General features: G+C 62.0%; 14 protein-coding genes. 11 read left to right on the forward strand and 3 right to left on the reverse strand.

What is annotated here, in order from left to right; translation table 11 throughout:
• Window positions 1-12 precede the first annotated feature (12 nt).
• Window positions 13-471 (forward strand): PAS domain-containing protein, encoded by a 459-nt coding sequence (locus tag CKO36_RS08730; protein WP_200283493.1) that lies wholly within the window; start codon window positions 13-15, stop codon window positions 469-471.
• Here the strand turns inward: CKO36_RS08730 and CKO36_RS08735 are convergent.
• Together CKO36_RS08735 and CKO36_RS08740 are read right to left on the reverse strand one after the other, a co-directional pair.
• Window positions 468-1,907: a GTPase/DUF3482 domain-containing protein gene (locus CKO36_RS08735; protein ID WP_200283496.1), complete on the reverse strand. Its 1,440-nt coding sequence runs from the start codon at window positions 1,905-1,907 to the stop codon at window positions 468-470. The two genes, CKO36_RS08730 and CKO36_RS08735, sit on opposite strands and share 4 nt — an antisense overlap.
• Window positions 1,907-3,937 (reverse strand): DUF2868 domain-containing protein, encoded by a 2,031-nt coding sequence (locus CKO36_RS08740; protein ID WP_200283498.1) that lies wholly within the window; start codon window positions 3,935-3,937, stop codon window positions 1,907-1,909. The genes CKO36_RS08735 and CKO36_RS08740 overlap by 1 nt, the downstream gene beginning before the upstream one ends.
• Before the next feature lie 452 nt (window positions 3,938-4,389).
• Between CKO36_RS08740 and CKO36_RS08745 the strand changes: the two genes are divergently transcribed.
• The 5 genes from CKO36_RS08745 to CKO36_RS08765 all read left to right on the forward strand — a co-directional run bounded on the left by CKO36_RS08745 (window position 4,390) and on the right by CKO36_RS08765 (window position 13,300).
• Window positions 4,390-5,358, forward strand: a complete 969-nt coding sequence (locus tag CKO36_RS08745) for an RRXRR domain-containing protein (RefSeq protein ID WP_200283500.1) — start codon at window positions 4,390-4,392, stop codon at window positions 5,356-5,358.
• A 64-nt stretch (window positions 5,359-5,422) separates the two neighbouring features.
• Window positions 5,423-6,514, forward strand: coding sequence for a glycoside hydrolase family protein (locus tag CKO36_RS08750; protein WP_200283502.1), 1,092 nt, complete (start codon window positions 5,423-5,425; stop codon window positions 6,512-6,514).
• Between the two features lie 42 nt (window positions 6,515-6,556).
• Window positions 6,557-7,891, forward strand: a complete 1,335-nt coding sequence (locus CKO36_RS08755) for a metallophosphoesterase family protein (protein WP_200283504.1) — start codon at window positions 6,557-6,559, stop codon at window positions 7,889-7,891.
• 17 nt (window positions 7,892-7,908) lie between these two features.
• Window positions 7,909-11,433, forward strand: a complete 3,525-nt coding sequence (locus CKO36_RS08760) for an ATP-binding protein (protein ID WP_200283506.1) — start codon at window positions 7,909-7,911, stop codon at window positions 11,431-11,433.
• Window positions 11,434-11,563: 130 nt separating this feature from the next.
• Window positions 11,564-13,300: a methyl-accepting chemotaxis protein gene (locus tag CKO36_RS08765; protein ID WP_200283508.1), complete on the forward strand. Its 1,737-nt coding sequence runs from the start codon at window positions 11,564-11,566 to the stop codon at window positions 13,298-13,300.
• A gap of 7 nt (window positions 13,301-13,307) precedes the next feature.
• Here the strand turns inward: CKO36_RS08765 and CKO36_RS08770 are convergent, their stop codons facing one another.
• A complete protein-coding gene (locus CKO36_RS08770) occupies window positions 13,308-15,446 on the reverse strand; it encodes a YgiQ family radical SAM protein (RefSeq protein WP_200283584.1) in 2,139 nt (712 codons plus the stop codon).
• A gap of 85 nt (window positions 15,447-15,531) precedes the next feature.
• Between CKO36_RS08770 and CKO36_RS08775 the strand changes: the two genes are divergently transcribed.
• The 5 genes from CKO36_RS08775 to modB all read left to right on the forward strand — a co-directional run bounded on the left by CKO36_RS08775 (window position 15,532) and on the right by modB (window position 22,908).
• Window positions 15,532-16,977, forward strand: coding sequence for an efflux RND transporter periplasmic adaptor subunit (locus CKO36_RS08775; protein ID WP_200283510.1), 1,446 nt, complete (start codon window positions 15,532-15,534; stop codon window positions 16,975-16,977).
• The gene (locus CKO36_RS08780; RefSeq protein ID WP_200283512.1) at window positions 16,974-20,126 is read left to right on the forward strand and encodes an efflux RND transporter permease subunit; all 3,153 of its coding nucleotides are present in this window, start codon (window positions 16,974-16,976) and stop codon (window positions 20,124-20,126) included. Before CKO36_RS08775 ends, CKO36_RS08780 begins: the two co-directional genes overlap by 4 nt.
• Before the next feature lie 298 nt (window positions 20,127-20,424).
• Window positions 20,425-21,252, forward strand: a complete 828-nt coding sequence (locus CKO36_RS08785) for a TOBE domain-containing protein (RefSeq protein ID WP_200283515.1) — start codon at window positions 20,425-20,427, stop codon at window positions 21,250-21,252.
• Between the two features lie 203 nt (window positions 21,253-21,455).
• Complete coding sequence (gene modA / locus CKO36_RS08790; protein WP_200283518.1) at window positions 21,456-22,214, forward strand: molybdate ABC transporter substrate-binding protein; 759 nt, start codon at window positions 21,456-21,458, stop codon at window positions 22,212-22,214.
• A 16-nt stretch (window positions 22,215-22,230) separates the two neighbouring features.
• A complete protein-coding gene (modB, locus tag CKO36_RS08795; RefSeq protein WP_200283538.1) occupies window positions 22,231-22,908 on the forward strand; it encodes a molybdate ABC transporter permease subunit in 678 nt (225 codons plus the stop codon).
• The last annotated feature ends 5 nt before the right edge of the window (window positions 22,909-22,913 follow it).

Consider the following 22,913-nt stretch of genomic DNA (forward strand, 5'->3'; position numbering starts at 1 on the left):
CAGGAGCCGACCATGGACTTCACCGCTGACAAAGACCCCGGACTGATTCCCTTTGTGCTCTCCCAGATCCTCGACACTGTCGTCAACGGCGTCACCCTGTCCGACCCCGATCAGCCCGACAACCCCATTGTCTACGCCAACGAAGCCTTCGAGCTGATCACCGGCTATGACCGCGACGAGATCGTCGGCCGCAACTGCCGGTTTTTACGCGGCGAGGATCACGACCAACCGGAACTCGAACGCATCCGCGCCGCACTGGCCCAAAAAACCCCCGTCACCGTCACCCTACGCAACTACCGCAAGGACGGCACCCTGTTCTACAACCAATTCAGCATCCGCCCGCTGTTTGACCGCGACGGCAACCTGATTTACTTCCTCGGTCTGCAATACGACATCACCGAACAAATCCGCGCCCAAGCGGAACTCAAGCGGCTCAATGAGCAACTGGCCCGCGCTGGAACGCCAGGCTAAAGCTCCGCCCGACTGTCGATTTCGCTCGCGGACAAGGCGCGCAGGATTTCCCCCAGAATCTGGCGGCTGTCATCCTCAAACTTGCTGTCCTTGCCCTTGCGGATGTCAGCAAAGAACTTCGACAGTGTCCTGAGTTGATTGGGCGCGAGTTCATCGGAAAAGCCGCGCTTTTTCTTCAGTGCCCGGTCGGGAACCCGGTTGCGCGCGCTGTCATCGGCGGCTTTGCGTCCGTGTGACCAGTTCATGGCACGAGCGCAGTACAGCAACATGCGATCAAGCAGAATGAAGGGGAAGCGCTGATTGCTGATGGGGCCAAGCGAGAACCGCTCCACGCCCAAGGTGCGTTGTATGTCAACCTTGGCCAGAGCAGCGCCGCCCAGGGCGCCTAGCACACTGCCGGCCGTCGCCCCCACCAGCAGCCCTGCGCCCAGGCTGCCACCGGCCAGCGACAGATCCAGACCAACGCCGGTGGTGGCACCGGCAGCAGCACCGGCTAGCGCCATCTGGAGTCGGTTCAGGCCCAGTGCCTTGCCGACATCATCGGAGAACAGATCCTTCTGCAGCAGGGAGTCGGGCGGCAGGTTCCAGACGTGGTGGCGAAAATGCGCACGAATCTGGTTCTGCGCATCGGTTTCCAGCTTGCGCAGCCCGTCCTGAAAGGCCACTTGCAGCGCCTGCTGGACATCAGCCCGATCCGTGTCGGATTGCAGATCACTAACACGCACCACGCGGTTGACCCGAAAGCTCAGGGCTTCTTTCAGCAGGCCAATGATGGTAGTCACACTTGCGTCAATGCGCCGCTCCCAGTCGTAACTGAAGGCTTCAATGGTTTCCTCCAGACGCGGTTCCCAGCGCTGGTTGATGCTTTTGAGGGCATTGAGCAGCTTAATGCGCTCGGAATAGGTAGCCCGGTGGGCATTGAATTCGCGAACCGAATTAAACGCCTTGCTCAGTGCATCCTGCCAGGCCGGCATGTATTTCTGGTTGTTACTGAGATTATTCAAAATGGCCATGCGCGGGCGTGCCGTCAGCCGCAGCAGCTCCATTTCGGTGCGGTCTTTTTCCTTGATGCGCTTGGAGCCATCAATCACCAGAATAATGCCCGCTCCGGCAGCGACCGGCTCCAGCAGAGCAATATCATGGCTGAACAGTGGATCATGATGGAACGCCTTGACGAAGGCGCGAGCCAGATCAGTCTCGCGCTCGTGCGCCTGAAACCACTCCAGAATGGCGCTTGGGTTCTGAAATCCGGGGGTATCAACAAAGTCGATGATGGTTTTGCCATCAATGATTACCGGATAGTGGTCGGAACGGGTAGTGGTACCGGCGCGCTTGTCGATCTCAATGCGGTCGTTTTCAGTCAGGGTGGCGACCACTGAGGATTTGCCAGCATTCGGATGGCCCATGATGGCCAGGGTTGGGATGTCCGCAGCCATTAGCGCTCCTCCGTGTCGTCATCCGCAGCCGCCGCAACCAAGGAAGTCAGGCGCAGATAAGGGTCGGCCAGTTGCTCAATTTTGCGCTGCCAGTCGCTGAAATCGAAGGCCGTCACTGGCGGCAGCGGGTCATCCTCGTCTTCGCCTTCGGGATCGCCGATCAGGCTGATCAGCATCTGCGCCTGATCACCAGCCGCTGCGCGCACCCGCCGCAGGAAGCTCAGACTTTCGGTAATCGGCGGCTGCGAGCCATCATCGACCAGCGCAATGCGCGGCGGCGGCGCCTCCCATAGGCTGTCGGTGATCAGGGCAATAGCCTGATCGGCCATGGCTGAGCCACCACCATAGGTGGCGGAGCGGGCCACCCGCCAGCCCGAGCACTGGCGCAGCAGCTGTTGCAAACGGCCATGATCGGCTTCTTCCAGCACATCGGCCACATCGACATGCAGCAGCAAAATACAAGCATCAGGAGCGATGCGCGCTTGATCCTGCGGCGCTTTGTCCTGCGCCGGTTGTTTGCTGATGGCACGGTGCGGCGGGCTGGAGGTCGTCGGAGCGGGCGTCGCAACCGGTTTCGCAGTCGGTTTCGCAACCGGTTTCCCAGTTGGTTTGGCAACTGGTTTCCCGGTTGCCTGCTTCACCAACTCCTTGGCTGGTGTATCGGTCGATATGTCAGCCGGTTTATCAGCTAATTTTTCAACTGGTGCTTCAACTGACTTATCAGCCGGCTTAGCCGTGGGTGGTGGCGTGGATTGCGCCGCTTCGTCCGTCACGGGCACCTCGGGCGGCGTCGATGTCGGCGCCGCGCGCGCAGCCGTCACCGGGGTTAAGGGGCCGGGAATGGGCATTTCAGGGCCAGTCCCGGTGCGACCCAGCCCGGTATCCAGCTCGGGCGTCACCAGTCGCGTGTAGAGCGCCTGAGTGCGCTGATGCGTGAAGGGCAGACGATTCAGCGCCTGGCGTTGGCTGAAGGCGGACAGTCCGAGCAACAGCAGCCGTGGCAGCAGACCGTAGCAGATCAGCGCCAACAGCAAAAACCAGCGCCAGGCGCGCAGATGCTCAGCATTCAGCAGGTACAGCGGATCTTTCAGGTTAATGCGCGTACCGGCCACCTCGGCCAGCGTCGGATAGCCAACCCCTTCGCCAAATAGATCGCTCCAGGGCCAGGCCACCGCTTTGGTCAGATGATAAATCACCGCCGGATCGACATTCAGAGCTGACCCCCAACCGAACGCCAGATCGCTGAACCACACCAGCAGTAGGGTGACCAGGATGGCGCCGAGATTAAAACCGATGCCAAAGGCCTGCACCGGAATCAGCATCGGCAGATAGGAGGCTGGCCCGTAGAGTGAGAAGTGCGACTGCAACAGCCCCTGACGCGACTTGGCCCGTTCGCGCACCTCGGGTGGCATTTGCCCCAGCCGGTGGCGCTGAATCCACTGCGCCACGCGCGAAAACAGTGGGCGAATCAGATGCGCCAGCAGGGAAACATCGCGCAGAGCCTGCTGCATGGATTTGGAGCGACGCATGAACCAGGCTCCCAGCGTAAAGCCAGCCAAACCCAGCTGTAAGAACACCAGCACAAACAGAAACCAGGACACATTGACCGGGCGCACGCCGTCATACTGCAACAGCGCCGAGGCCACCGCACCGCCGGTAATGAGGCCCAGCACGGTCAGCAGGATGGTGACCACCCGCTGACCGCGCGCAAAGGAAGCACCGGGCAACAGGGGCCGCAGAGCCGGATCTTCCGTGCGGCGACATTCGGCGAGCCACAGGCGCAGCGCGGAGCGGCGGTGCTCGGCGGTATGCTCGGCGGCTTGAATATGCGGTTTGACACGCTCAAGATAGATTGAGCGATCACGCTTGGCGAGCGATTGTCGCTCCACCAGGGTGTCCTGCTCGGCATGTTCATCGGCCTCGACGTAATAGTCGAAATCGATCAGGTCGGGGACTTCCCAACGTGGAAACGGGGCTGTATCACCTTGCGACGACTCGGCCGACAAGGCGGTTGTTCGGAAAAAGGTCATCGGATTGCCAGGACTCCGCTCAAGGGATATTCCAAAATAGGATAGCAATTCCTCCAGACGCCTGAATGGCGAATCGACTTTCGAATCGACTTCTGGGTGCAAGATCACCACTGAGAGCGCCATCGAACGGCTCTGTGCTAACCTCAACCAGCTCCGCGACATCAGAATCGAGATCAGCTGTCAACTACCCCGCCCTGAAGGGCGGAGCTTGTGAAGACAAGCTGGATTGACCAGGGAAAGCGGTGAAAACCCGCTACGTTTGCAACAGGTCGTTGAGACCCACTCCGGGATGCTTCCTCAGTCCCGGACCCTGGAAGATCAGGATCATGCGGGCGAAAGGCAAAGCGCCGAAGGTTTTGATCGCTGCCGCAAGGCCGGAGCCGGTTGCAGACAGTCCCGAGGGGAGCGGGCTGCAAAGCCCCGTCACCAGGCCCGTAAGGGCAGGAATTGAAATGGCTGTCTTCGTATTAGACCAACAGAAAACACCCCTGATGCCCTGCTCAGAAAAGCGGGCGCGGCTGTTATTGGAACGCGGGCGAGCAGTGGTGGTGCGATTGCACCCCTTCACCCTTTGCCTCAAAGACCGCATCGGCGGTGAAACCCAGCCGCTGCGCCTGTCGCTCGATCCGGGCAGCAAGACGACCGGAATCGCTTTGGTGCGCGAGCTTGAGTGCATCGACCTTGAGACAGGGACGGGCGAGGTGAGCCGTGAGATCAGCGGAGTCGAATACCAACAGGGTGAACTCGCCGGTTATGAGGTGCGCGAATATCTGTTGGAGAAGTGGCAGCGCGCCTGCCGCACCTGCAATCAACGCAAAGGCCGTCAGCTGATTGAGGACGTTCTGAGCAACCAACCCGAGCGCCTGCGCCGCCTTCAGTCACAGGCCAAAGCCCCACTTCGCGATGCGGCGGTGGTCAATGCGACGCGCTGGGCACTCTTTGAGCGATTGAAGGCCACGGGCTTGCCCGTGAGCACGGGCTCGGGCGGTCAGACCCAATACAACCGCCAACGCCTCGGCATTCCCAAGACCCATGCGCTCGATGCGGCCTGTGTCGGTCAACTCACGGCGCTCCATCGCTGGAACATCCCGACGCTCACCCTTCAGGCCACTGGACGCGGCCGCTATCAGCGCACCCACCTGAACCGCTTCGGCTTCCCACGCGGCTACCTGATGCGCGAGAAACGCGTCCACGGCTTTCAGACCGGGGATCGAGTAATCGCTGAGATGCCAACAGGCAAGACAGCTGGCATCCATGTCGGGCGCGTGGCCGTACGTGCCTCGGGACGCTTCAACATCCAGACCGCAACGAAATCTGGTACAAGGGATTTCACACGCCATTGCCGCGTGGTGCAACGCGCCAACGGCTATGGCTACTCATCCACCCCAACCCAAACGGAGGAAGCGAGACAGGTGGGTTAACCGCGCTGCGCGCGGTGCGCTCTGCCTCCCCGCCCTGAAGGACGGGGTTTCTCGCGTAAGACTGATGACGACAACAGACACAACACCACCGGGCCTGATGCTCACTCCCGGCCCCAAAGGCGCCTGGGACGATGCCCGGGTTTCCGGCCCCCGGGTGCTGCGCTCGGCCAATGGCCTCTGGCGCATGTGGTACTACGGTCGCGATCAGGACTTCGACTCGGAGATCAACCTCCCCACCGGTCGCTGCGGGCTGGCCACCTCGAATGACGGGCTGCACTGGACCCGGGAGCCGGGGCCACTGACCAAGGGCGCGGTCTTTGAGCCTCACCCCAATCCCGACCGTTTCGACTGCGCGCATGTCGGCATCAGCGACCTGAGCTACCAGGACGGCCTGTACTGGATGTGGTACCTCGGCGGGGATCAGAGTCGCACCCACATTGGCGAGTTCGACGCCAAAGGCCTGCAACTGCGCCCCGGCTGCGCCATCTCACGCGACGGGCTGCACTGGCTGCGCCTTGAAGGTCCGCACCGTGGCGCCCTGCTGGACCTCGGCGCCCCCGGCGAGCCGGACATGGCCCTGTGCGGCTGGCCAGTGGTGCGCCGCTTTGCTGATGGCGTCTGGCGGATGTACTACCACAGCCTGGATCCGGCACGCATGGTCTTTGTGCTGTGCCTGGCCGAATCCAGCGACGGACTCCGGTGGACCAAGCGCGGCGAGATTCTAGGTCCCGGCGAGCCGGGCCGCTTCGACGCCCAGGGCATCGGTACGCGCGACCTGCTGTTCCATCACGGCCACTGGCTGATGTTCTATGAAGGCGTTGGCGAGCAGGGCTACCGCTCCATTGGGCTCGCCACATCGGATGATGGCATTCACTGGACCCGCCGACCGGGTCGGGAACCTGATGGCTCGGCGTTTGCCCATGCCCCCAAAGGCTCGGGACAATGGGATGCCTTTGCCGTCGGCACTCCCCATATTGTCCCTTTACCGGACGGGTCCTTCCGTCTCTACTATGTGGGGGCGAATGAAACCCCCGCCGGTTTTACCGATGAACTGGCCATGGTGCAGCAAATCGGCGTGGCCATCAGCAACGGCCCTGACCTGACCCGCTGGAAGCGCTGGCAAGCGCAACCCCGGCCACAAAGCACTGGCACCTAAAGTCACTCAAAAGCCATCCAACCCTGAGCCACCAGCCAACCGATGCCCGCCTTCCTCCATGCCGCTGATGTGCATCTCGACAGCCCGCTGACCGGGCTGGAGGCCTATGACAGTGCGCCGGTTGAGGACATCCGCGCTGCCACCCGCCGCGCGCTGGAGAATCTGGTTGCGCTGGCGCTGGCCGAATCCGTCGATGCCCTGCTGCTGGCCGGCGACATCTACGATGGTGACTGGCGCGACTACAACACCGGCCTGTTCTTCGCCGGACAGATGGCACGGCTGCAACAGGCCGGGATTCCGGTACTGATGATCCATGGCAATCATGATGCCGCCAGCCAGATCAGCCGCCAGCTGCGCCTACCGAAGAATGTGCATGTCTTCTCCAGCCGCGCACCGGAAAGCCACCGCATTGAGGCCGCCGGTCTGGTGATCCATGGTCAGAGTTATGCCAGACGCCAGACCACAGAGGATCTCACCCGCGCCTACCCGGCAGCCGAGCCGGGCCTTTTCAATATCGGCTTGCTACACACCTCACTCGACGGCCGCCCCGGCCACGATCCTTACGCGCCCTGCCGACTTGATGATCTGTACCGCCTCGGCTACGACTACTGGGCGCTGGGTCATGTGCATCAGCGCGAGATCGTTCATGAAGAATCCCCCTGGGTGGTCTTCCCCGGTAACCTGCAAGGACGCCATGCCCGCGAGACCGGCGCCAAGGGCGCCACCCTGGTGCGCATTCAAGACAATCGTGTGCTGGCCGTCGAACATCACCCGCTCGATGTGGTGCGCTGGGTGCAATGCGATCTTGAGCTTCCCCACACCATCACCAGCGACCAGATCGAAGCCCGCATCGCCACCGAATTGCAAGCCGCCCAGGCCGCCGCCGAGGGACGGCTGCTCGCTGTGCGCCTGCGCCTGCATGGCACCACCCGTGCCGACACGGAACTGCGCGCCACCGCCGAAGCCCTGCTCAATCAGTGCCGAGTCATTGGCTTCGAGGTCGCCGGTCGCGATCTCTGGATCGAAAAACTCATCCTCGCGACCAGGCGACCGGCACACCCGCTGACAGCCACGGAATCGGCCGCTCAACCGGACGGCTCCGAAGACTCCGCCCTCGCACCGCTGTTCGAGTCCCTGGCCGACCCCGACAGCCTGCTCGTGCCGGCCAATGATCCGCCGGCGCTCGCCACCAACCTGCTCGAAGACATCGAAGCGCTGCTGCACAAGCTCCCCGCAACCCTGCACAACGACTCCAACGGTCTGGACCTGAGCGCCCCCAGCCTGACTTGCCACGACGGCGGCCTGCATCAATGCCTGCGCGATGCCCATGCGCTGCTGCTCGAACGCCTGCGCGCTGGCCCCAGTCCCCAGCACTAAGGCCAGCGCACCCGCGCATGCGCCTGCTCGAACTGCATCTGCAAGCCTTCGGCCCCTTCACCGACTGTCGGCTTGACCTCAGCGCCGGCCAATCGGGCCTGCACATTCTCCACGGCCCCAATGAAGCCGGCAAAAGCTCCGCCTTGCGTGCCCTGCATGCATTGCTGTTCGGCTTCCCGGCCCGCACGCGCGATAACTTCCTGCATGGGTCGCGCGATCTGCGCGTCGGCGCCCGGCTGCGCAGCCAGAACGGACAGGAATTGCACTGCTACCGGCACAAGGGCAACAAAAACACCCTGCTCTCGGCCGAGCAACAAAGCCTTCCGGAAGAACAGCTCAGCCGTATGCTTGGTGGCGTGGATGCCGAGCTGTTCCAGCGTCTGTTTGGCATCGACCACCACACCCTGGTCAGCGGCGGCGAGAAACTGCTCGCCGAACAGGGCACCGCCGCCGATGCCCTGTTCGGGGCCGATCTAGGGAAACTAAATTTGCGCGAGGTGGCCGCAACCCTCGCCAGTGAAGCCGATGCGATCTTTCGCCCCCAGGCCACCAAGCCGCTGCTGAATCAGGAACTGGTCCGCTACCGCGAACTTGAACGCAGCTTCAAACAGGCCGACCTCAGCCCGCGCGAGTGGCATCAGGCCGCCCAGGCACTGACCGAGGCCGAACAGGCGCTGCGCGACATCCAGCAGAGCATCTTGACCGCCGAAACCCGCCGCCGCCAGCTGGAGCGGGTGCGCCGCACTCAGCCCAATCTGGCGCGTCTCCAAGAACTCGACGTGCAACTCGATGCCCTTGGTCCGCTCCCGACCCTGCCGGAAGACTTCAGCGCCCGACGCCAGCAGAGCGAGCGCCAGCTCCACCAGGCCAATAGCGCCCAGGCCAGCGCGGCTGCCCGCCTGGCGGGACTTCAACAGCAGGTCGCCGCCCTGCCCGTCCAACATGCGCTCCTGAGCGAAGCCGAGGCCATTGACAGTCTGAGCGAAGCCCTCGGCAGCTACCGCAAGGCAGCGCAAGACCGCTCCAGCCTGGTCACGCAGCACGACACCCTGGGCGCACAGATCAGTCGCGTCCTGGCCGTCGCCCGCCCCGGCCAATCCCCGGATGAGGTTGAGTCACTGCGCCCCCTGCTGGCCTTGCAGCGCAGCACCCAGACCCTCGCCGTCGAGGGCGCACAGCTGCAAGCCACCACCAGTCAGGCGCACAAGTCGCTGCGCAAACTCGACCACCAGCTCAACCAACGCCAGGCACGCCTAGACGCCTGCCCGGCTCCGCCCGCAACCGCTGCTCTGGAAGACGTCATCACCGCCGCCCGCCACGCCGACAACTTGGACGCTCTGATCGACGACAGCCAGGCCGAGCTGACCCACAGCACCGAACAAGCCGAGCGCGCCCTGGCCGCCGCCGGGCTCTGGCCGGCTGACCTGCCCGCGCTGTGCCGCGCCGCCCTGCCCAGCGAAACCCAGATCGCCGAGATGATCGAGCGCGAGCAGACCCTGGCACAGGCCGCCGAGCGCATCGCCAGCGCCATCCGTGATAATCAGACCGAGCAGGCGCGTACCCGCGAGCGTTTGCAAGCCCTGCAGCGCGCCGACAAAATCCCCACCGAAGCCCAACTGCTCGAAGCGCGCGACCAGCGCGAACAGCTGTGGCAGCACATCAAGGCGCGGTGTTGTGCCGCCACTCCGCCCGCCCCTGAGGACAACGACCCATCGCTGCCTGAGCGCTTCGAATCACAACAAAGCGCAGCCGACCACCTCGCCGACCGCCTGCGCCGCGAAGCCGAGCAGGTGCATGAACAGGCCGCTGCCCAAACAAGTCTGGAGCAAGCCCAGAAACAAGCCACAGCTCTGGAGCAACAGGCGCGTGAGCAGGAAGCTGCATCCGCAGCTCTGAACCAAGCCTGGCAGGCCCTGTGGGCGCCACTGGGTATCGAACCACACTCCCCGAGGGCCATGCGCGACTGGCGCGCCCAGGTGCGCCCGTTGATCGAGCAAGCTGAACAACGCAGCCGCCTGGCACACCGCATCCAGGGACTTGAGCAGGAACGCAGCCGTCAACTCCAAGCCCTCAATGACGCCTGGCCCCCGCCCGACGCCACGCCCTCAACCCGGCTGGCACCACAGCTGCAACAGGCCGAGCGCGAACTCGCGCAGCGTCTCAAACAAGCGCAGGAGCGAGCCAGCCTGGCAGCCGCCTGCACCGAACTGCGCGCCCGCCAACAGGAACTCCAGGCGGAAACCACCGTCGCCGCGAACCAGCTCCAGGATTGGCAGCTGCGTTGGCAAAACCGCCTAGCGGAGCTGGGACTGCCCGCTAATCGCGACGCCGTCGCCGTCGCCGAGGATTTCGAGCGCCTGGCCCAGATGTTCACCCTGATCGACCAGCAACTGACGCTGGGCGCCCGCATTCATGGCATTGATGCTGATGCCCAGGCCTTCACCGAGCGCGCCCGCGCGCAGCTCGCACGCCTGACCCCTGATCTGCACGATACCGAGCTGGAACCCGCACTGGGCGCATTGCGCCAGCGCCTCGCGCGTGAACGCGAAACGCACAGCCGCCGCGCCGAACTCATCAGCCAATGCCAGCAGGCGGAACAGGAACTTGCCAGTATTACGGCCACGCAGGCCGGCGCCCAGGCCGCCCTGGACGAACTCTGTCGTCTCGCCGGCGCACCCGCACCCGAGGCACTCGCCGAGCTCGAAACCCGCATCCAGCACCAGCAACACGGCCAACGCGAACGGGCCGCCATCATCGCCGAGCTGCGCACCGCTGGCGATGGCCGCCCCCTGGATGAACTCAACGCCGAGGCCCAGACACTCGATGCCGATGTCCTCAGCGCCGAGTTGCAGGCCCTGGAACAGCAGCTGCAATTGGAACTGCGCCCGCGCGAGCATGCCGCCATTGAGCGCAAGCTCAACGCCCAGCAAGCCCTGGAGGCCATGGACGGCAGCGCGCTAGCCGCCGAACGCGCCGAGGAACTGGCCCAATCGCGCGCTCGGCTGCAACGGCTCAGTCAGCAATGGATTCAGTTGCGCTTTGCCGCGCGCCTGCTTACCGAGGCCAAGGAGCGCTTTGCCGAACAGCATTGCGACCCGTTGCTGCCGCGCATCGCCCATTACTTCGCACAACTAACCCAAGATGCCTTTGGCGGGGTGGAAATTGACTTTGACCAGGGCGAACACCCGGTGCTGCTCGCGCGCCGTGCCAGCGGTCAGCGTTTGGGTGTGGAAGCACTCAGTACCGGCACCCGCGATCAACTCTACCTGGCATTGCGCTTGGCCACCCTCGAACAACGCGCCGCCCGGACCGAGCCACTGCCGCTGATCGTCGATGATATTTTGGTGCAGTTCGACGATCAGCGCTCCCGCGCCACCCTGGCCACCCTGGCCGAGTTTTCGCATCACACTCAGGTGTTGCTGATGACTCACCACCGCTATGTCATCGAGCAGGCCCGGGCGCTGCAAGCCAGTCCCCCGGATGATGGCTCCGCAACTGTCACCGCGAAAGAACCCGCCATTTTTGTACATGCGATGGACTGACAGGGTGCCTGGCGACTGCGAATCGCGACTCGGCAGAAAGCCGCTTGACGATTCCCGGGGTTGCGCCTAGCCTTTCGACAAAGTTTATGTGGTTTCCGCCCCGATCCCCCCTTTTGAGGAAGCGTCCGCCGTGTCAAAATTCAGTAGCGTCGGCTTTCGTATTTTGGCCGCCACCGCAGCCATCCTGGTGCTCATTGCGGCCATCACTCTGGTGCTCTATGCCAGGGATGAATTCAAGCAAACAGTCGCCAGTGAGGTGCATGCCGCGCGCAATTTGCTGCTGCTGACCGAATCTGTGCGCGAAAATATGGACGAAAAGTGGCGCCTTGGCCTATTTTCGGCCGAGAAGCTGCGCAATTTCACCGGTTCCGATGAAGAGCGCTGGGACAAAATCGCCGCCACTGTGCCAGTCATTTCCGCCTGGGAAGCGGCTAAAAGCAAAGCGGCGGAAGGCGGTTATGAATTCCGCACCCCACGCAAGGGCGCGCGCAACTCCGACAACGAACCCGACGCCGTCGAGGCCAAAGCCCTGGCCTACCTGCGCGACACTCCGGATGCCGAAGAGCATGTGGTGGTGGATAAGGAACAGGATGCGGTGCGTTACTTTCGCCCGGTCTATCTGAGCCACATGTGTCTTGACTGTCACGGTAACCCGGAGCGCAGCGAGCAACTCTGGGGACGTTCAGACGGCAAAGACATCACCGGCTATCGCATGGAGGGCAAGCGTGTCGGCGACATGCACGGCGCCTTTGAGATTATTCGCCCCCTGTCCGATGCACGCGCAGAAACCCGCAACAAGATTTTCCTGCTGGTGATCATGGTGATTGTGGCCGGCAGCGGCGTGATCGGCCTGATCGGCTGGCTGAGCTGGCGCATGGTGTCGCGTCCCATCGATACCGCCGTGGATGCACTGGTCGATGCCCAGAAAAGCGGTGATCTCAGTTTCCGCCTGCCGATGCAGAACAACCGCGAAATGGGGCGGCTCTCGGAAAGCTTTAATGCCTTCATTGCCCGCATCCAGTCGCTGGTGAGCGAAGTGGCCCAGTCCGCCGAACAGGTCGATATCGCCGCCCGTGAGGTCGGCCAGATCACCAACGAGACCCATGCCGGCGTACAACAACAGCAGTCGGAGACCGACCAGGTCGCCACCGCTATGAACCAGATGACCGCCACGGTGGAGGAAGTGGCGCGCAATGCTGCCGCTGCCGCCGAGTCGGCACGCAATGCCGATAACGAGTCAAGCCATGGCAAGCTCATCGTGCAGCAGGCCATGGTCGAAATCGAAAAGCTTGCCAGCGACATCGAGCAAGCCTCGCAGATTATCTCCCGGCTGGAAAACGACGCCGAACAAATCGGTGCCGTAGTCGATGTTATCAATGGCGTGGCGGAGCAGACCAATCTGCTCGCGCTCAATGCCGCCATTGAGGCCGCACGCGCCGGTGAGCAGGGGCGAGGTTTTGCTGTGGTGGCCGATGAGGTGCGCAGCCTCGCCAGTCGCACGCAAAGCTCGACTGGCGAAATCCAGCAGATGATTCAACGCCTGCAAGCCGCCGCCAAGGAGGCCGTCACCGCGATGGGGGATGGTCAGACCCAGGCCCAGGAATCGGTCACCAAGGCGGTCGAAGCCGGCGCTGGGTTAGATTCCATCACCAATGCCGTCAGCACCATCACCGAGATGAATCAGCAGATCGCCAGCGCCTCGGAAGAGCAATCCGCCGTGGCCGAGGAGATCAACCGCAACATTGTCAACATCAGCCAGGTGGCAGATCGAACCTCCATGGGCGCCGAGCGGATGTCCGAATCTACCGAGCGCCTCAAGCATCTGGCGCAAACGCTGCGCGACCAGTTGCAACAATTCCGACTGTAATCCTGTTTCAGCGCCCTGATTGGCGCTTGGTTCGCGCCGCCCTTCGGCGCCCTTGCCCCGGCACCGCGCGCGACGCGGCTGCCACGCCGGCGGTCCCAGGTGGCTGAAAGCTCGGGATCAGGTGGCGCTTGCCGTTGCCGATCAGGTCGGCGCGGCCCATGCGGGTCAGGGCTTCGCGCAACAGAGGCCAGTTCTCGGGGTCGTGATAGCGCAGAAAAGCCTTGTGCAGACGCCGCTGGCGCTGACCGCGCACCACCAGCACCCGCTCGGAGTCCGGGGTGATGCGTTTGAGCGGATTGCGCTCGCTGTGATACATGGCGGTGGCGATGGACAGGGGCGTGGGCAGAAAGGATTGCACCTGATCCAGGCGAAAGTTGTTGCGCTTCAGCCACAGGGCGAGCTTGAGCATGTCTTCATCGCTGGTACCAGGATGGGCGGCGATAAAATACGGGATTAAATACTGCTCCTTGCCAGCTTCGCGCGAGTAGCGCTCAAACAACTCGCGAAAGCGCTCGAAACTGCCGATGCCGGGTTTGAGCATTTTGCTCAACGGCCCTGGTTCGGTATGTTCGGGGGCGATTTTCAGATAGCCACCGACATGGTGCGTCACCAGCTCCCGCACATAGGTCGGTGAACGCACAGCGAGATCGTAGCGCAGGCCGGAGGCGATCAGGATGCGTTTGATGCCTGGCACCGCGCGCGCCTTGCGATAGAGCCCGACCAGCGGGCCGTGATCAGCATTGAGATTGTTGCAAAGATCCGGATGCACGCAGGACAGGCGCCGACAGGCAGCGGCAATGACCGGGCTGCGACAGGACATGCGCCACATGTTGGCCGTCGGTCCGCCAAGATCGGAGATGGCACCCTTAAATTCCGGCGCGCGGTCGCGAATATCCTCGAGTTCGCGCAGGATGGACTCCTGCGAGCGACTCTGGATCACCCGCCCTTCATGCTCGGTGATGGAACAGAAGGTGCAGCCGCCAAAGCAGCCGCGCATGATGTTGACCGAGAAGCGGATCATCTCCCAGGCCGGGATGCGCGCAGCGCCGTAGCTCGAATGTGGCCGACGCGCGAAGGGCAGCTCATAGAGCCGGTCCAGCTCGTCCGTTCTCAGCGGCACCGGCGGCGGATTGAGCCACAGCTCGCGGTCACCATGCGCCTGCACCAACGCCCGGGCATTACCGGGATTGGTCTCCAGATGAAACACCCGCGCCGCCTGGGCATAGAGCACCGGATCAGCGCGCACCTGCTCATAGGATGGCAACCGAACCAGGGTACGCTCACGGGAGACGCGCAGTGCCACCCTCGCTGACGGAACTGCTTGGCCTGATCCTAATCCTGACTCTGCTTCCAATCCCGAACCCGCGTCTGTCTTGCCGCGACAAATGGGTTCATCGCGATACGGATTGGGATGCGGGTCGATGCGCTTGGAGCTGTCGAGCGTGCTGGCATCCATGCAGATCCAGTCGGACGGCAGTTCGCGACGCATGAATGCCGTTCCGCGCAAATCGCGAATGTGCTCAATGGGTTCGCCACGCGCCAGGCGATGCGCCAGCGCGACCAGGGCGCGTTCGGCATTGCCATACAGCAACAGATCAGCCTTGGCATCGACCAACACACTGCGCCGGACTTTTTCTGACCAGTAATCATAATGCGCCACCCGGCGCAGACTGGCTTCGATACCGCCGAGCACAATGGGCACATCCTTGTAGGCCTCGCGCGCGCGCTGGGCATAGACGGTTAGGGCGCGATCCGGGCGGTGATCAGGCTTGGCATCCGGGGTATAGGCATCGTCAGAGCGCTTGCGCCGATCCGCCGTATAGCGATTGACCATGGAGTCCATGTTGCCGGCGGTGATACCGAAGAACAGCTCCGGGCGTCCGAGGCGGCTGAAATCCGCCACGCTGGTCCAGTCCGGCTGGGCGATGATGCCGACGCGAAAGCCCTGGGCTTCGAGCAGACGGCCAATGATGGCCATGCCAAAGCTGGGATGATCAACATAGGCGTCGCCACAGACCAGGATCACATCGCAGGCATCCCAGCCGAGCAGTTCCATCTCGGCACGCGACATCGGCAGCTCGGGCGCAGTACCAAATTTATGTGCCCAGTGTTTACGATAAGAGAAAATATCCGGCGCTTCGGTCATGGCAAGAATCGCGGGCATTGGCGGCAACGATCGTTTAGCATACCTTGGTTTATTCGTTTCGCTCTGAAGATTATGAGGTTCCCCGATGCGACATGCAGGTTGCGCGCTTTCCCTCTCCCATTCCGCGCTCACGGCGCTCCATCCGCGCCAACCGGCCTCCCCGATCCTCCAATGGCGTCTGCTGCCGGCGGCGCTGCTGCTTGGCTTGGCGCTTGGTGGTTGTAGCAACTCGGCGCCTCCGGCGGCACCGGCTGCGCCACCCTCGGTGGTGGCGGAACCGGCCAAGATGGCGCTGGTCGAGGATCAGGCCAACTTTGTTGGCCGGGTGGATGCGATCAATAAGGTAGAACTGCGCGCGCGGGTCGAGGGCTTTCTTAAGGAACGTCGCTTCAAGGAAGGCGATCGGGTCAAAAAAGATCAGGTGTTGTTCCTGATTGAACCGGATCAGTACGAAGCCGAGGTCGAGCAACGCCTGGCCGATGTCGCCTCCGCTAAAGCCAGCGAGCTGAACGCCAGCGCCCAGCTCAAGCGCGGTCAGGAGCTGTTGCAAAGCAAAAATATCGCCCAGTCCAAGGTCGATGAACTCCAGGCCGCCGAGTCAGTTGCCCAGGCCAGCATTGCCCAAGCCCAGGCCGCGCTGAACGCCGCCGAACTGAATCTGAGCTATACCGAAATCATCGCGCCAGTGGCCGGGCGCATCGGCTTGGCCAATTTTACCGTTGGCAACCTGGTCGGTCCCGCTTCAGGCACTCTGGCAACCCTGGTCAGCCAGGATCCGATCTATGTGAAGTTTCCAGTCACGCAACGCGAACTGCTCCAAGCCCGACGCGAAATCGAAAATCGCGGAGGTAATGCCAAGAATGTGAAGGTGATGGTTGAACTGCCCGATGGCACTCAATACGACCACACCGGTCAGCTGGATTTTGTCGATGTCACCACTGATGAGACCACCGACTCCATCACGCTGCGCGCCGAGATCGCCAACCCCAATGCGCTGTTGGTCGATGGCCAGTTTGTCAATCTCAAGCTGGCACTGGGCGATCCGGAGGAGTCAGTGGTGGTGCCGCAGGCGGCGCTCCAGGTCGATCAGCAGGGGATTTACATCTTTGTCGTCGATCAGGACAACAAGGCGCAAGTGCGTCGCATCCAGACCGGCCCAGCCAAGGGCGCTGAAATTGCTGTGACCAAGGGACTCAAAGAGGGCGAGCTGGTGATTGTGCAGGGCATCCAGAAGGTACGCTCTGGTCAGCCGGTTAAGGCCAGCCCGCCACAGCAACCAGATGACAGCAGTGCGGCCAACTCCGGTCAGGATTCAGCCGATCCGCATGCGGACGCGGACGCGGACGCTGACCAAAAGACTCAACAGCCAGCGGATCAGGACTCCGATGCTGCCAAGGCATCCAAGCCAGCGGCAGCGGCGAAACCGGATGCGGATGATGAAACACAGAAGCAAGACGCCACCAGCGACTCGGATGATGCTTCTACCGGCCAGACCGAAGCCGAACAGCAGAGCGAGGCCAACGCCCTATGATTTCCGACGTCTTCATTGACCGGCCGCGGCTGTCGCTGGTCATTTCAATTGTGGTGGCCCTAGCCGGTCTGATTGCCATCACCCGTATTCCGGTTGCACAGTTCCCGGATATCGTCCCGCCGCAGGTGTCCGTCGCCGCCTCTTACCCCGGCGCCAATTCCTCAGTGGTCGAATCCTCGGTCGCCCAGCCAATCGAATCCCAGGTCAATGGCGTCGACAACATGCTCTACATGCAGTCGACCAGCGCCAATGACGGCAGCTATCAGCTCAATGTCACTTTCGCACTCGGTACCAACCCAGACATTAACACCGTCAATACGCAAAACCGGGTTAATCTCGCCGAGCCGCAACTGCCACAGGAAGTCGTCCGCCAAGGCATCACGGTCAAGAAAAAATCGACCGCGATGCTCCAGGTGATTTCACTGTATTCACCGAAGGAGTCCTATGACGCCCTCTTTCTGAGCAACTACGCCACCATTAACCTGATGGACACTCTGGCGCGGGTGCCAGGTGTGGGTGAGGTCAGTCAGTTTGGCCCGCTCAATTACAGCATGCGCATCTGGCTAGATGTAGACCGCATGACTGCACTGTCGCTGTCGCCGCAGGATGTGATCAATGCCATCCAAGCGCAAAATGTGCAGGCGGCAGTGGGCACCATCGGCTCCCAGCCGATGACGGCCGATCAGCAGTTTCAGATCAATCTGCAAACCCAGGGCCGGCTGACTGATGCCAGCGAATTCGAGCAGATCGTGGTGCGCGCCAATCCGGATGGTTCCAATGTGCTGCTTAAGGACATCGGCACCATCGAACTCGGCTCTCAGCAGTCGGACGTAGTCACTCAGCTCGACGGTCAGGACACCGCCGGCATTGCCATCTACCTGGCTCCGGGCGCCAATGCTGTGTCAGTGGCCAAGGGCATCGAAGCGGCCATGAACAAGCTTTCCGAGCGGTTTCCGGACGACCTGGATTACCTTTACGTTTACGATACCACCGACTTTGTTGAATCCAGCCTCCAGGATGTCATCCATACCCTGTTCGAAGCCTTTGTGCTGGTCATTCTGGTGGTGTTTATCTTTCTTGGCAGTTGGCGCGCCACCCTGGTGCCGCTGGTGGCGGTACCGGTCGCCCTGGTTGGCACCTTCGCCTTCCTGCTGATGATCGGTTTCTCGGCCAATACCATCTCCTTGCTGGCGGTGGTGCTGGCCATCGGCATCGTAGTGGATGATGCCATCGTGGTGGTCGAAAACGTCGAGCGCATCATGGAAGAGGATGATCTCGACCCGCGTGCGGCAGCCAAGAAGGCCATGGGTCAGATCACCGGGCCCATCATCGCCACCACGCTGGTGCTGCTGTCGGTTTTCGTGCCCGTAGCCTTCATTCCCGGCATCACCGGGCAACTGTTCCAGCAGTTCGCGGCGGTGGTGACCTTCTCCATGCTGATTTCGATGGTTAACGCTCTCACCCTGTCCCCCGCCTTGTGCGCGGTGTTGCTCAAGCCGGCTCAACACCGCAAGGGCGGCATCATGGCGCGACTCATGCGGGCCATTGATGGCGTGCGCGACGGCTATTCATCCGTCGTGACCCGCCTGGTGCGGGTCGCAACCTTGGTGTTGGTAATGGTCGCCGTTATTGGCGCCAGCGCCGGCTGGCTGTTTACGCACACGCCCACCGGCTTCCTGCCGGAAGAGGATCAAGGGGCCTTTATGGCCGAGGTGCAACTGCCCGAGGGTGCCTCGGTCAATCGCACCGTCGCCATCAGCCAGGAAATTCTCAAGATCATGCAAAAGGATCCGGCGGTGGCGCATCTGTTCACCGTGCCAGGCTATAGCATCCTGAACAGTGCGGTGCAATCGAACAGCGCGCTGGTCATCGTGCGCCTCAAGCCATTCGATGAGCGCACCTCGCCCGATCTCAGCGCCAATGCCGTCATCGACCGCATGGCAGAGAAAACCGCCGGCCTCCCCGGCGCGCGCGTCATGCCCTTCAATCTGCCGCCCATTATCGGACTCGGCACGGGGGGTGGTTTTCAGTACCAGCTGCAAGATTTGCAGGGGCGCACGCCGCAAGAGCTGGCCGGGGTAATGCGCGCCATGATTGTGGCCGCCAATCAGCAACCCAATCTGGAGCGGGTATTCTCGACCTGGACCACCAACACTCCGCAGATATTCCTGCACATCGACCGACAAAAGGCACAGACCCTTGGAGTGGAGATCAGCGACATCTTCCTCGCGCTGCAATCCACGCTTGGCGGCTATTATGTTAATGATTTCAATAAATTCGGCCGCGTCTGGCAGGTGCAGATCCAGGGAGACCAGCGTGATCGCAAGCGCTTCGACGACGTCTACCGTATCCATGTGCGCAACAAGCAGGGGCAGATGGTCCCGATCCGCGCCCTGATGACGCCAGAATTGTTGCTGGCCCCGCAAGTGCTGCAACGCTACAACAACTACCGCAGCGTCAGCATCCAGGGTCAACCGGCGCCCGGCTTCAGCTCAGGTGAGGCGCTGAACGAAATGGCGGACCTCTCGGCCAAGACCCTGCCACCCGGCTATGCCTACGAATGGACCGGCACCGCCTTTCAGGAGCAAGAAGCCGGCGGCAAGACGCCCATCGTGCTGGGCCTGGCGGTGCTCTTCGCCTACCTGTTCCTGGTCGGTCTGTATGAGAGCTGGTCCATGCCGGCGGCGGTGCTCATGTCGGTCACCATCGGCCTGCTTGGCGCTACTCTGGCACTGTGGATCTCCGGGCTGCCGAACGATCTCTATGCCCAGGTCGGCATCGTGGTGCTGATTGGTCTGGCGAGCAAGAACGCCATTTTGATCGTCGAGTTTGCCATGGCCGAGCGCAAAGCCGGGCGCAGCATCGAACAGGCCGCCATCAACGGCTCCCATCTGCGCATCCGCGCCGTGCTCATGACCAGCTTCGCCTTCATCCTCGGCCTGATTCCACTGGTCATCGCCTCAGGCGCCGGCGAAGCCAGCCAGCGCGGCGTCGGCACAGCAGTGTTCGGCGGCATGCTGGCCGCCTCCGTACTGGGCATCTTCCTGATCCCCATGCTCTATGTGGTCTTCCAGCGCGGACGCGAGTGGTTCCATGGCCTGGGTAAAAAGGATGCAGCTTCCGGAGAAACCGCAACCGCTACCCAGTGAGCAACCGCTCACCGCCACCTGCAACCAGACCTTTTCAACTTCAAATGCTGGCGCACCCTCCCGAGTGCGCCGGCTGCACAGCCGGTCAAACCAGCACAGCCATTTCCCCTGTGCTCAGGGCGTGATCTCGCCACTTGCGTCAATGGTGCCAAGGATGGTGCCAGCGACCGATCCGCTGCCAGCGATGGGAATACTGACGCCAAATCCCTCCAATAACTACCCTGATTTGCATTGGCGTCACGATCGTTATATCCTTTAAGATATAACGACACATTCCCCCCATCGCACCCTAGGCACCATGAGCAACATCATCGAACCCGGCTCTCTTGAAGCGAGTTTGAAAACCAGCGGCCCCTTGTGTCTGGAGATTGATCAACACCGCTTTGCCGGCCATGGTCGCATCGATCTGCTGCGTCGAATCGGCGAGACCGGTTCAATCTCACGGGCCGCGAAGGCCATGGGTATGTCCTACAAGCAAGCCTGGGATGCCGTCGATGCCATGAACAATTTGGCCACACATCCCCTGGTGTCGCGCCGGGCCGGCGGGCGTCACGGCGGCGGCACTGAACTAACAGACACGGGACGGCGGTTGATCCAAGTCTTTGAGGTCGCCGAGCGCGAGCACCGCCGTTTTCTTGACTGCCTGAGCCAGAGCGTTCAGGATTTCGATCATTTTCACCACCTGCTAGGAGCTATCAATATGAAAGTCAGTGCACGCAACAACCTGCGCGGTATCGTCTCCGAGATCAAGTCGGGCGCGGTCAATACCGAGGTCACCCTCAATATCAACGGCACCCCACTGGTCGCCATGATTACCAATGAGAGCGCCACCTCCCTGGGACTGGCCGTGGGCACTGAGGCCTTTGCACTGATCAAGGCCTCCTTTGTCATACTAGCCACCGAGGATGGCGGTCTGCGCACCTCCGCACGCAATCGGCTGTGCGGCACCATCGAGCGCATCACTGCCGGCGCCGTCAACACCGAGGTGGTGCTGGCTCTGGACGGCGGCAGCCGACTCACGGCTATGATCACCAATGAAAGCGCGCACGAATTAGAGCTGGCGGATGGCACTCGCGCCTGCGCTTTGATCAAGGCGCCGCATGTGATCCTGGCTGTACAGGACTAGGACTGACCCGGGTCGCAATGGTGCACAAGCGACCATCGCTTGTCGGTTTCACAACCAACCCCCGGCTGACATCGACCTAACCGACTGAATGCGCTGGGCCAAAGCTTGGCATCCATATTGCTTTTGGCCCATCGTTATTCTTTCAAGATATAACGATTGTTGAGATCTTTACTTATCTTTCTCACCCTACACGGAGTCATTCTATGCGTTGCATCTCTCCGCTGCTCGCCATCACCGTTAGCCTAACCTCAGTCGCCCAGGCTGAGGAAGTCAGTGTCGCAGTTGCGGCCAATTTCACCGGCCCCATGCAAGAGATTGCCGCTGCCTTTGCCGAAGACACTGAACATGAAGCCAAGGCAGCCTTCGGTTCGTCCGGCAAGTTTTATGCGCAAATCAAAAACGGCGCACCCTTTGAAGTATTCCTGTCAGCAGATGCAGCAAAACCGGCGCGGCTCGCCGAGGATGGATTCACCGTTCCTGGCAGCAACTTCACCTATGCCCTGGGTTCCCTGGTGCTCTGGAGCGCCGATGCTGAGCGCATCCCCGCTGGCGAGGGGGCTGCTGTGCTGCAAGCCGGTGAATTTCGCAAGCTAGCCATCGCCAATCCCAAAACCGCGCCCTATGGGGCGGCGGCCGTTGCAACCCTGCAAGCGCTGGATGTCGAAGACGCCATCAAACCCAAGCTGGTGCAGGGCGAGAACATCGCCCAGACCTACCAGTTCGTCAGCACCGGCAACGCAGAGCTCGGCTTCGTGGCCCTGTCACAGGTGATCCAAGACGGCGAGATTGGCTCGGGTTCCGGCTGGCGGGTGCCGGCTGAACTGCACGAACCGATTCGCCAGGATGCCGTGGTGCTCACACAGGGCAAGGATAATCCGGCCGCCCAGGCGCTGATGGAGTATCTGCACGGCGAACGGGCGCGGAACATCATCCGCGCCTATGGCTACAACCTGCCGGAATAATGGGAATCTGAGCGCCATGGGCTTTTCTGAGGCCGATCTGCAAGCCATTGGGCTCACCCTGCGCCTAGCCAGTCTGGTGACTGTCGTGCTGCTCATCCTCGGCACCCCCATCGCCTGGTGGCTGGCGCGCACCCGCTCGCGCTGGAAGGGACCGGTCGGCGCCGTGGTGGCGCTGCCGCTGGTATTGCCACCCACAGTGCTTGGCCTGTATCTGTTGCTGCTGCTGGGACCGAACGGCCCGGTCGGGCAGTTTACCCAGTGGCTTGGCCTCGGGTTGCTGCCCTTTACCTTCTGGGGGCTGGTGGTAGCCTCAGTGTTTTACTCCCTGCCCTTTGTGGTACAGCCGATTCAGAACGCCATTGAAGCCCTGGGTAAGCGCCCGCTGGAAGTGGCCGCCACCCTGCGCGCCGGTCCCTGGGATCGCTTTTTCACCGTGGTAGTGCCACTGGCCAAGCCGGGCTTTTTCACTGCCGCTATCCTTGGCTTTGCCCATACCGTTGGCGAGTTCGGCGTGGTGCTAATGATTGGTGGCAACATCCCCGGCGCCACCCGAGTGGTTTCGGTGCAGATTTATGACCATGTCGAGGCCATGGAATATGGACAGGCCCATTGGTTGGCCGCCACCATGGTGGTATTTTCCTTCCTGGTGCTGCTGGTGCTCTATAGCCTCAACCCCAACCAACGCCGTTTTTAACCACC

Origin of the sequence: Rhabdochromatium marinum (assembly GCF_016583795.1) — a bacterium.
Taxonomy (GTDB): Bacteria; Pseudomonadota; Gammaproteobacteria; order Chromatiales; family Chromatiaceae; genus Rhabdochromatium; species Rhabdochromatium marinum.

Coding starts and splice junctions, on each gene's coding strand:
- CKO36_RS08730 (WP_200283493.1), top strand. CDS start 13: ATGGACTTCACCGCTGACAAAGACCCCGGACTGATTCCCTTTGTGCTC.
- CKO36_RS08735 (WP_200283496.1), bottom strand. CDS start 1,907: ATGGCTGCGGACATCCCAACCCTGGCCATCATGGGCCATCCGAATGCT.
- CKO36_RS08740 (WP_200283498.1), bottom strand. CDS start 3,937: ATGACCTTTTTCCGAACAACCGCCTTGTCGGCCGAGTCGTCGCAAGGT.
- CKO36_RS08745 (WP_200283500.1), top strand. CDS start 4,390: ATGGCTGTCTTCGTATTAGACCAACAGAAAACACCCCTGATGCCCTGC.
- CKO36_RS08750 (WP_200283502.1), top strand. CDS start 5,423: ATGACGACAACAGACACAACACCACCGGGCCTGATGCTCACTCCCGGC.
- CKO36_RS08755 (WP_200283504.1), top strand. CDS start 6,557: ATGCCCGCCTTCCTCCATGCCGCTGATGTGCATCTCGACAGCCCGCTG.
- CKO36_RS08760 (WP_200283506.1), top strand. CDS start 7,909: ATGCGCCTGCTCGAACTGCATCTGCAAGCCTTCGGCCCCTTCACCGAC.
- CKO36_RS08770 (WP_200283584.1), bottom strand. CDS start 15,446: ATGACCGAAGCGCCGGATATTTTCTCTTATCGTAAACACTGGGCACAT.
- CKO36_RS08775 (WP_200283510.1), top strand. CDS start 15,532: ATGCGACATGCAGGTTGCGCGCTTTCCCTCTCCCATTCCGCGCTCACG.
- CKO36_RS08780 (WP_200283512.1), top strand. CDS start 16,974: ATGATTTCCGACGTCTTCATTGACCGGCCGCGGCTGTCGCTGGTCATT.
- CKO36_RS08785 (WP_200283515.1), top strand. CDS start 20,425: ATGAGCAACATCATCGAACCCGGCTCTCTTGAAGCGAGTTTGAAAACC.
- modA (WP_200283518.1), top strand. CDS start 21,456: ATGCGTTGCATCTCTCCGCTGCTCGCCATCACCGTTAGCCTAACCTCA.
- modB (WP_200283538.1), top strand. CDS start 22,231: ATGGGCTTTTCTGAGGCCGATCTGCAAGCCATTGGGCTCACCCTGCGC.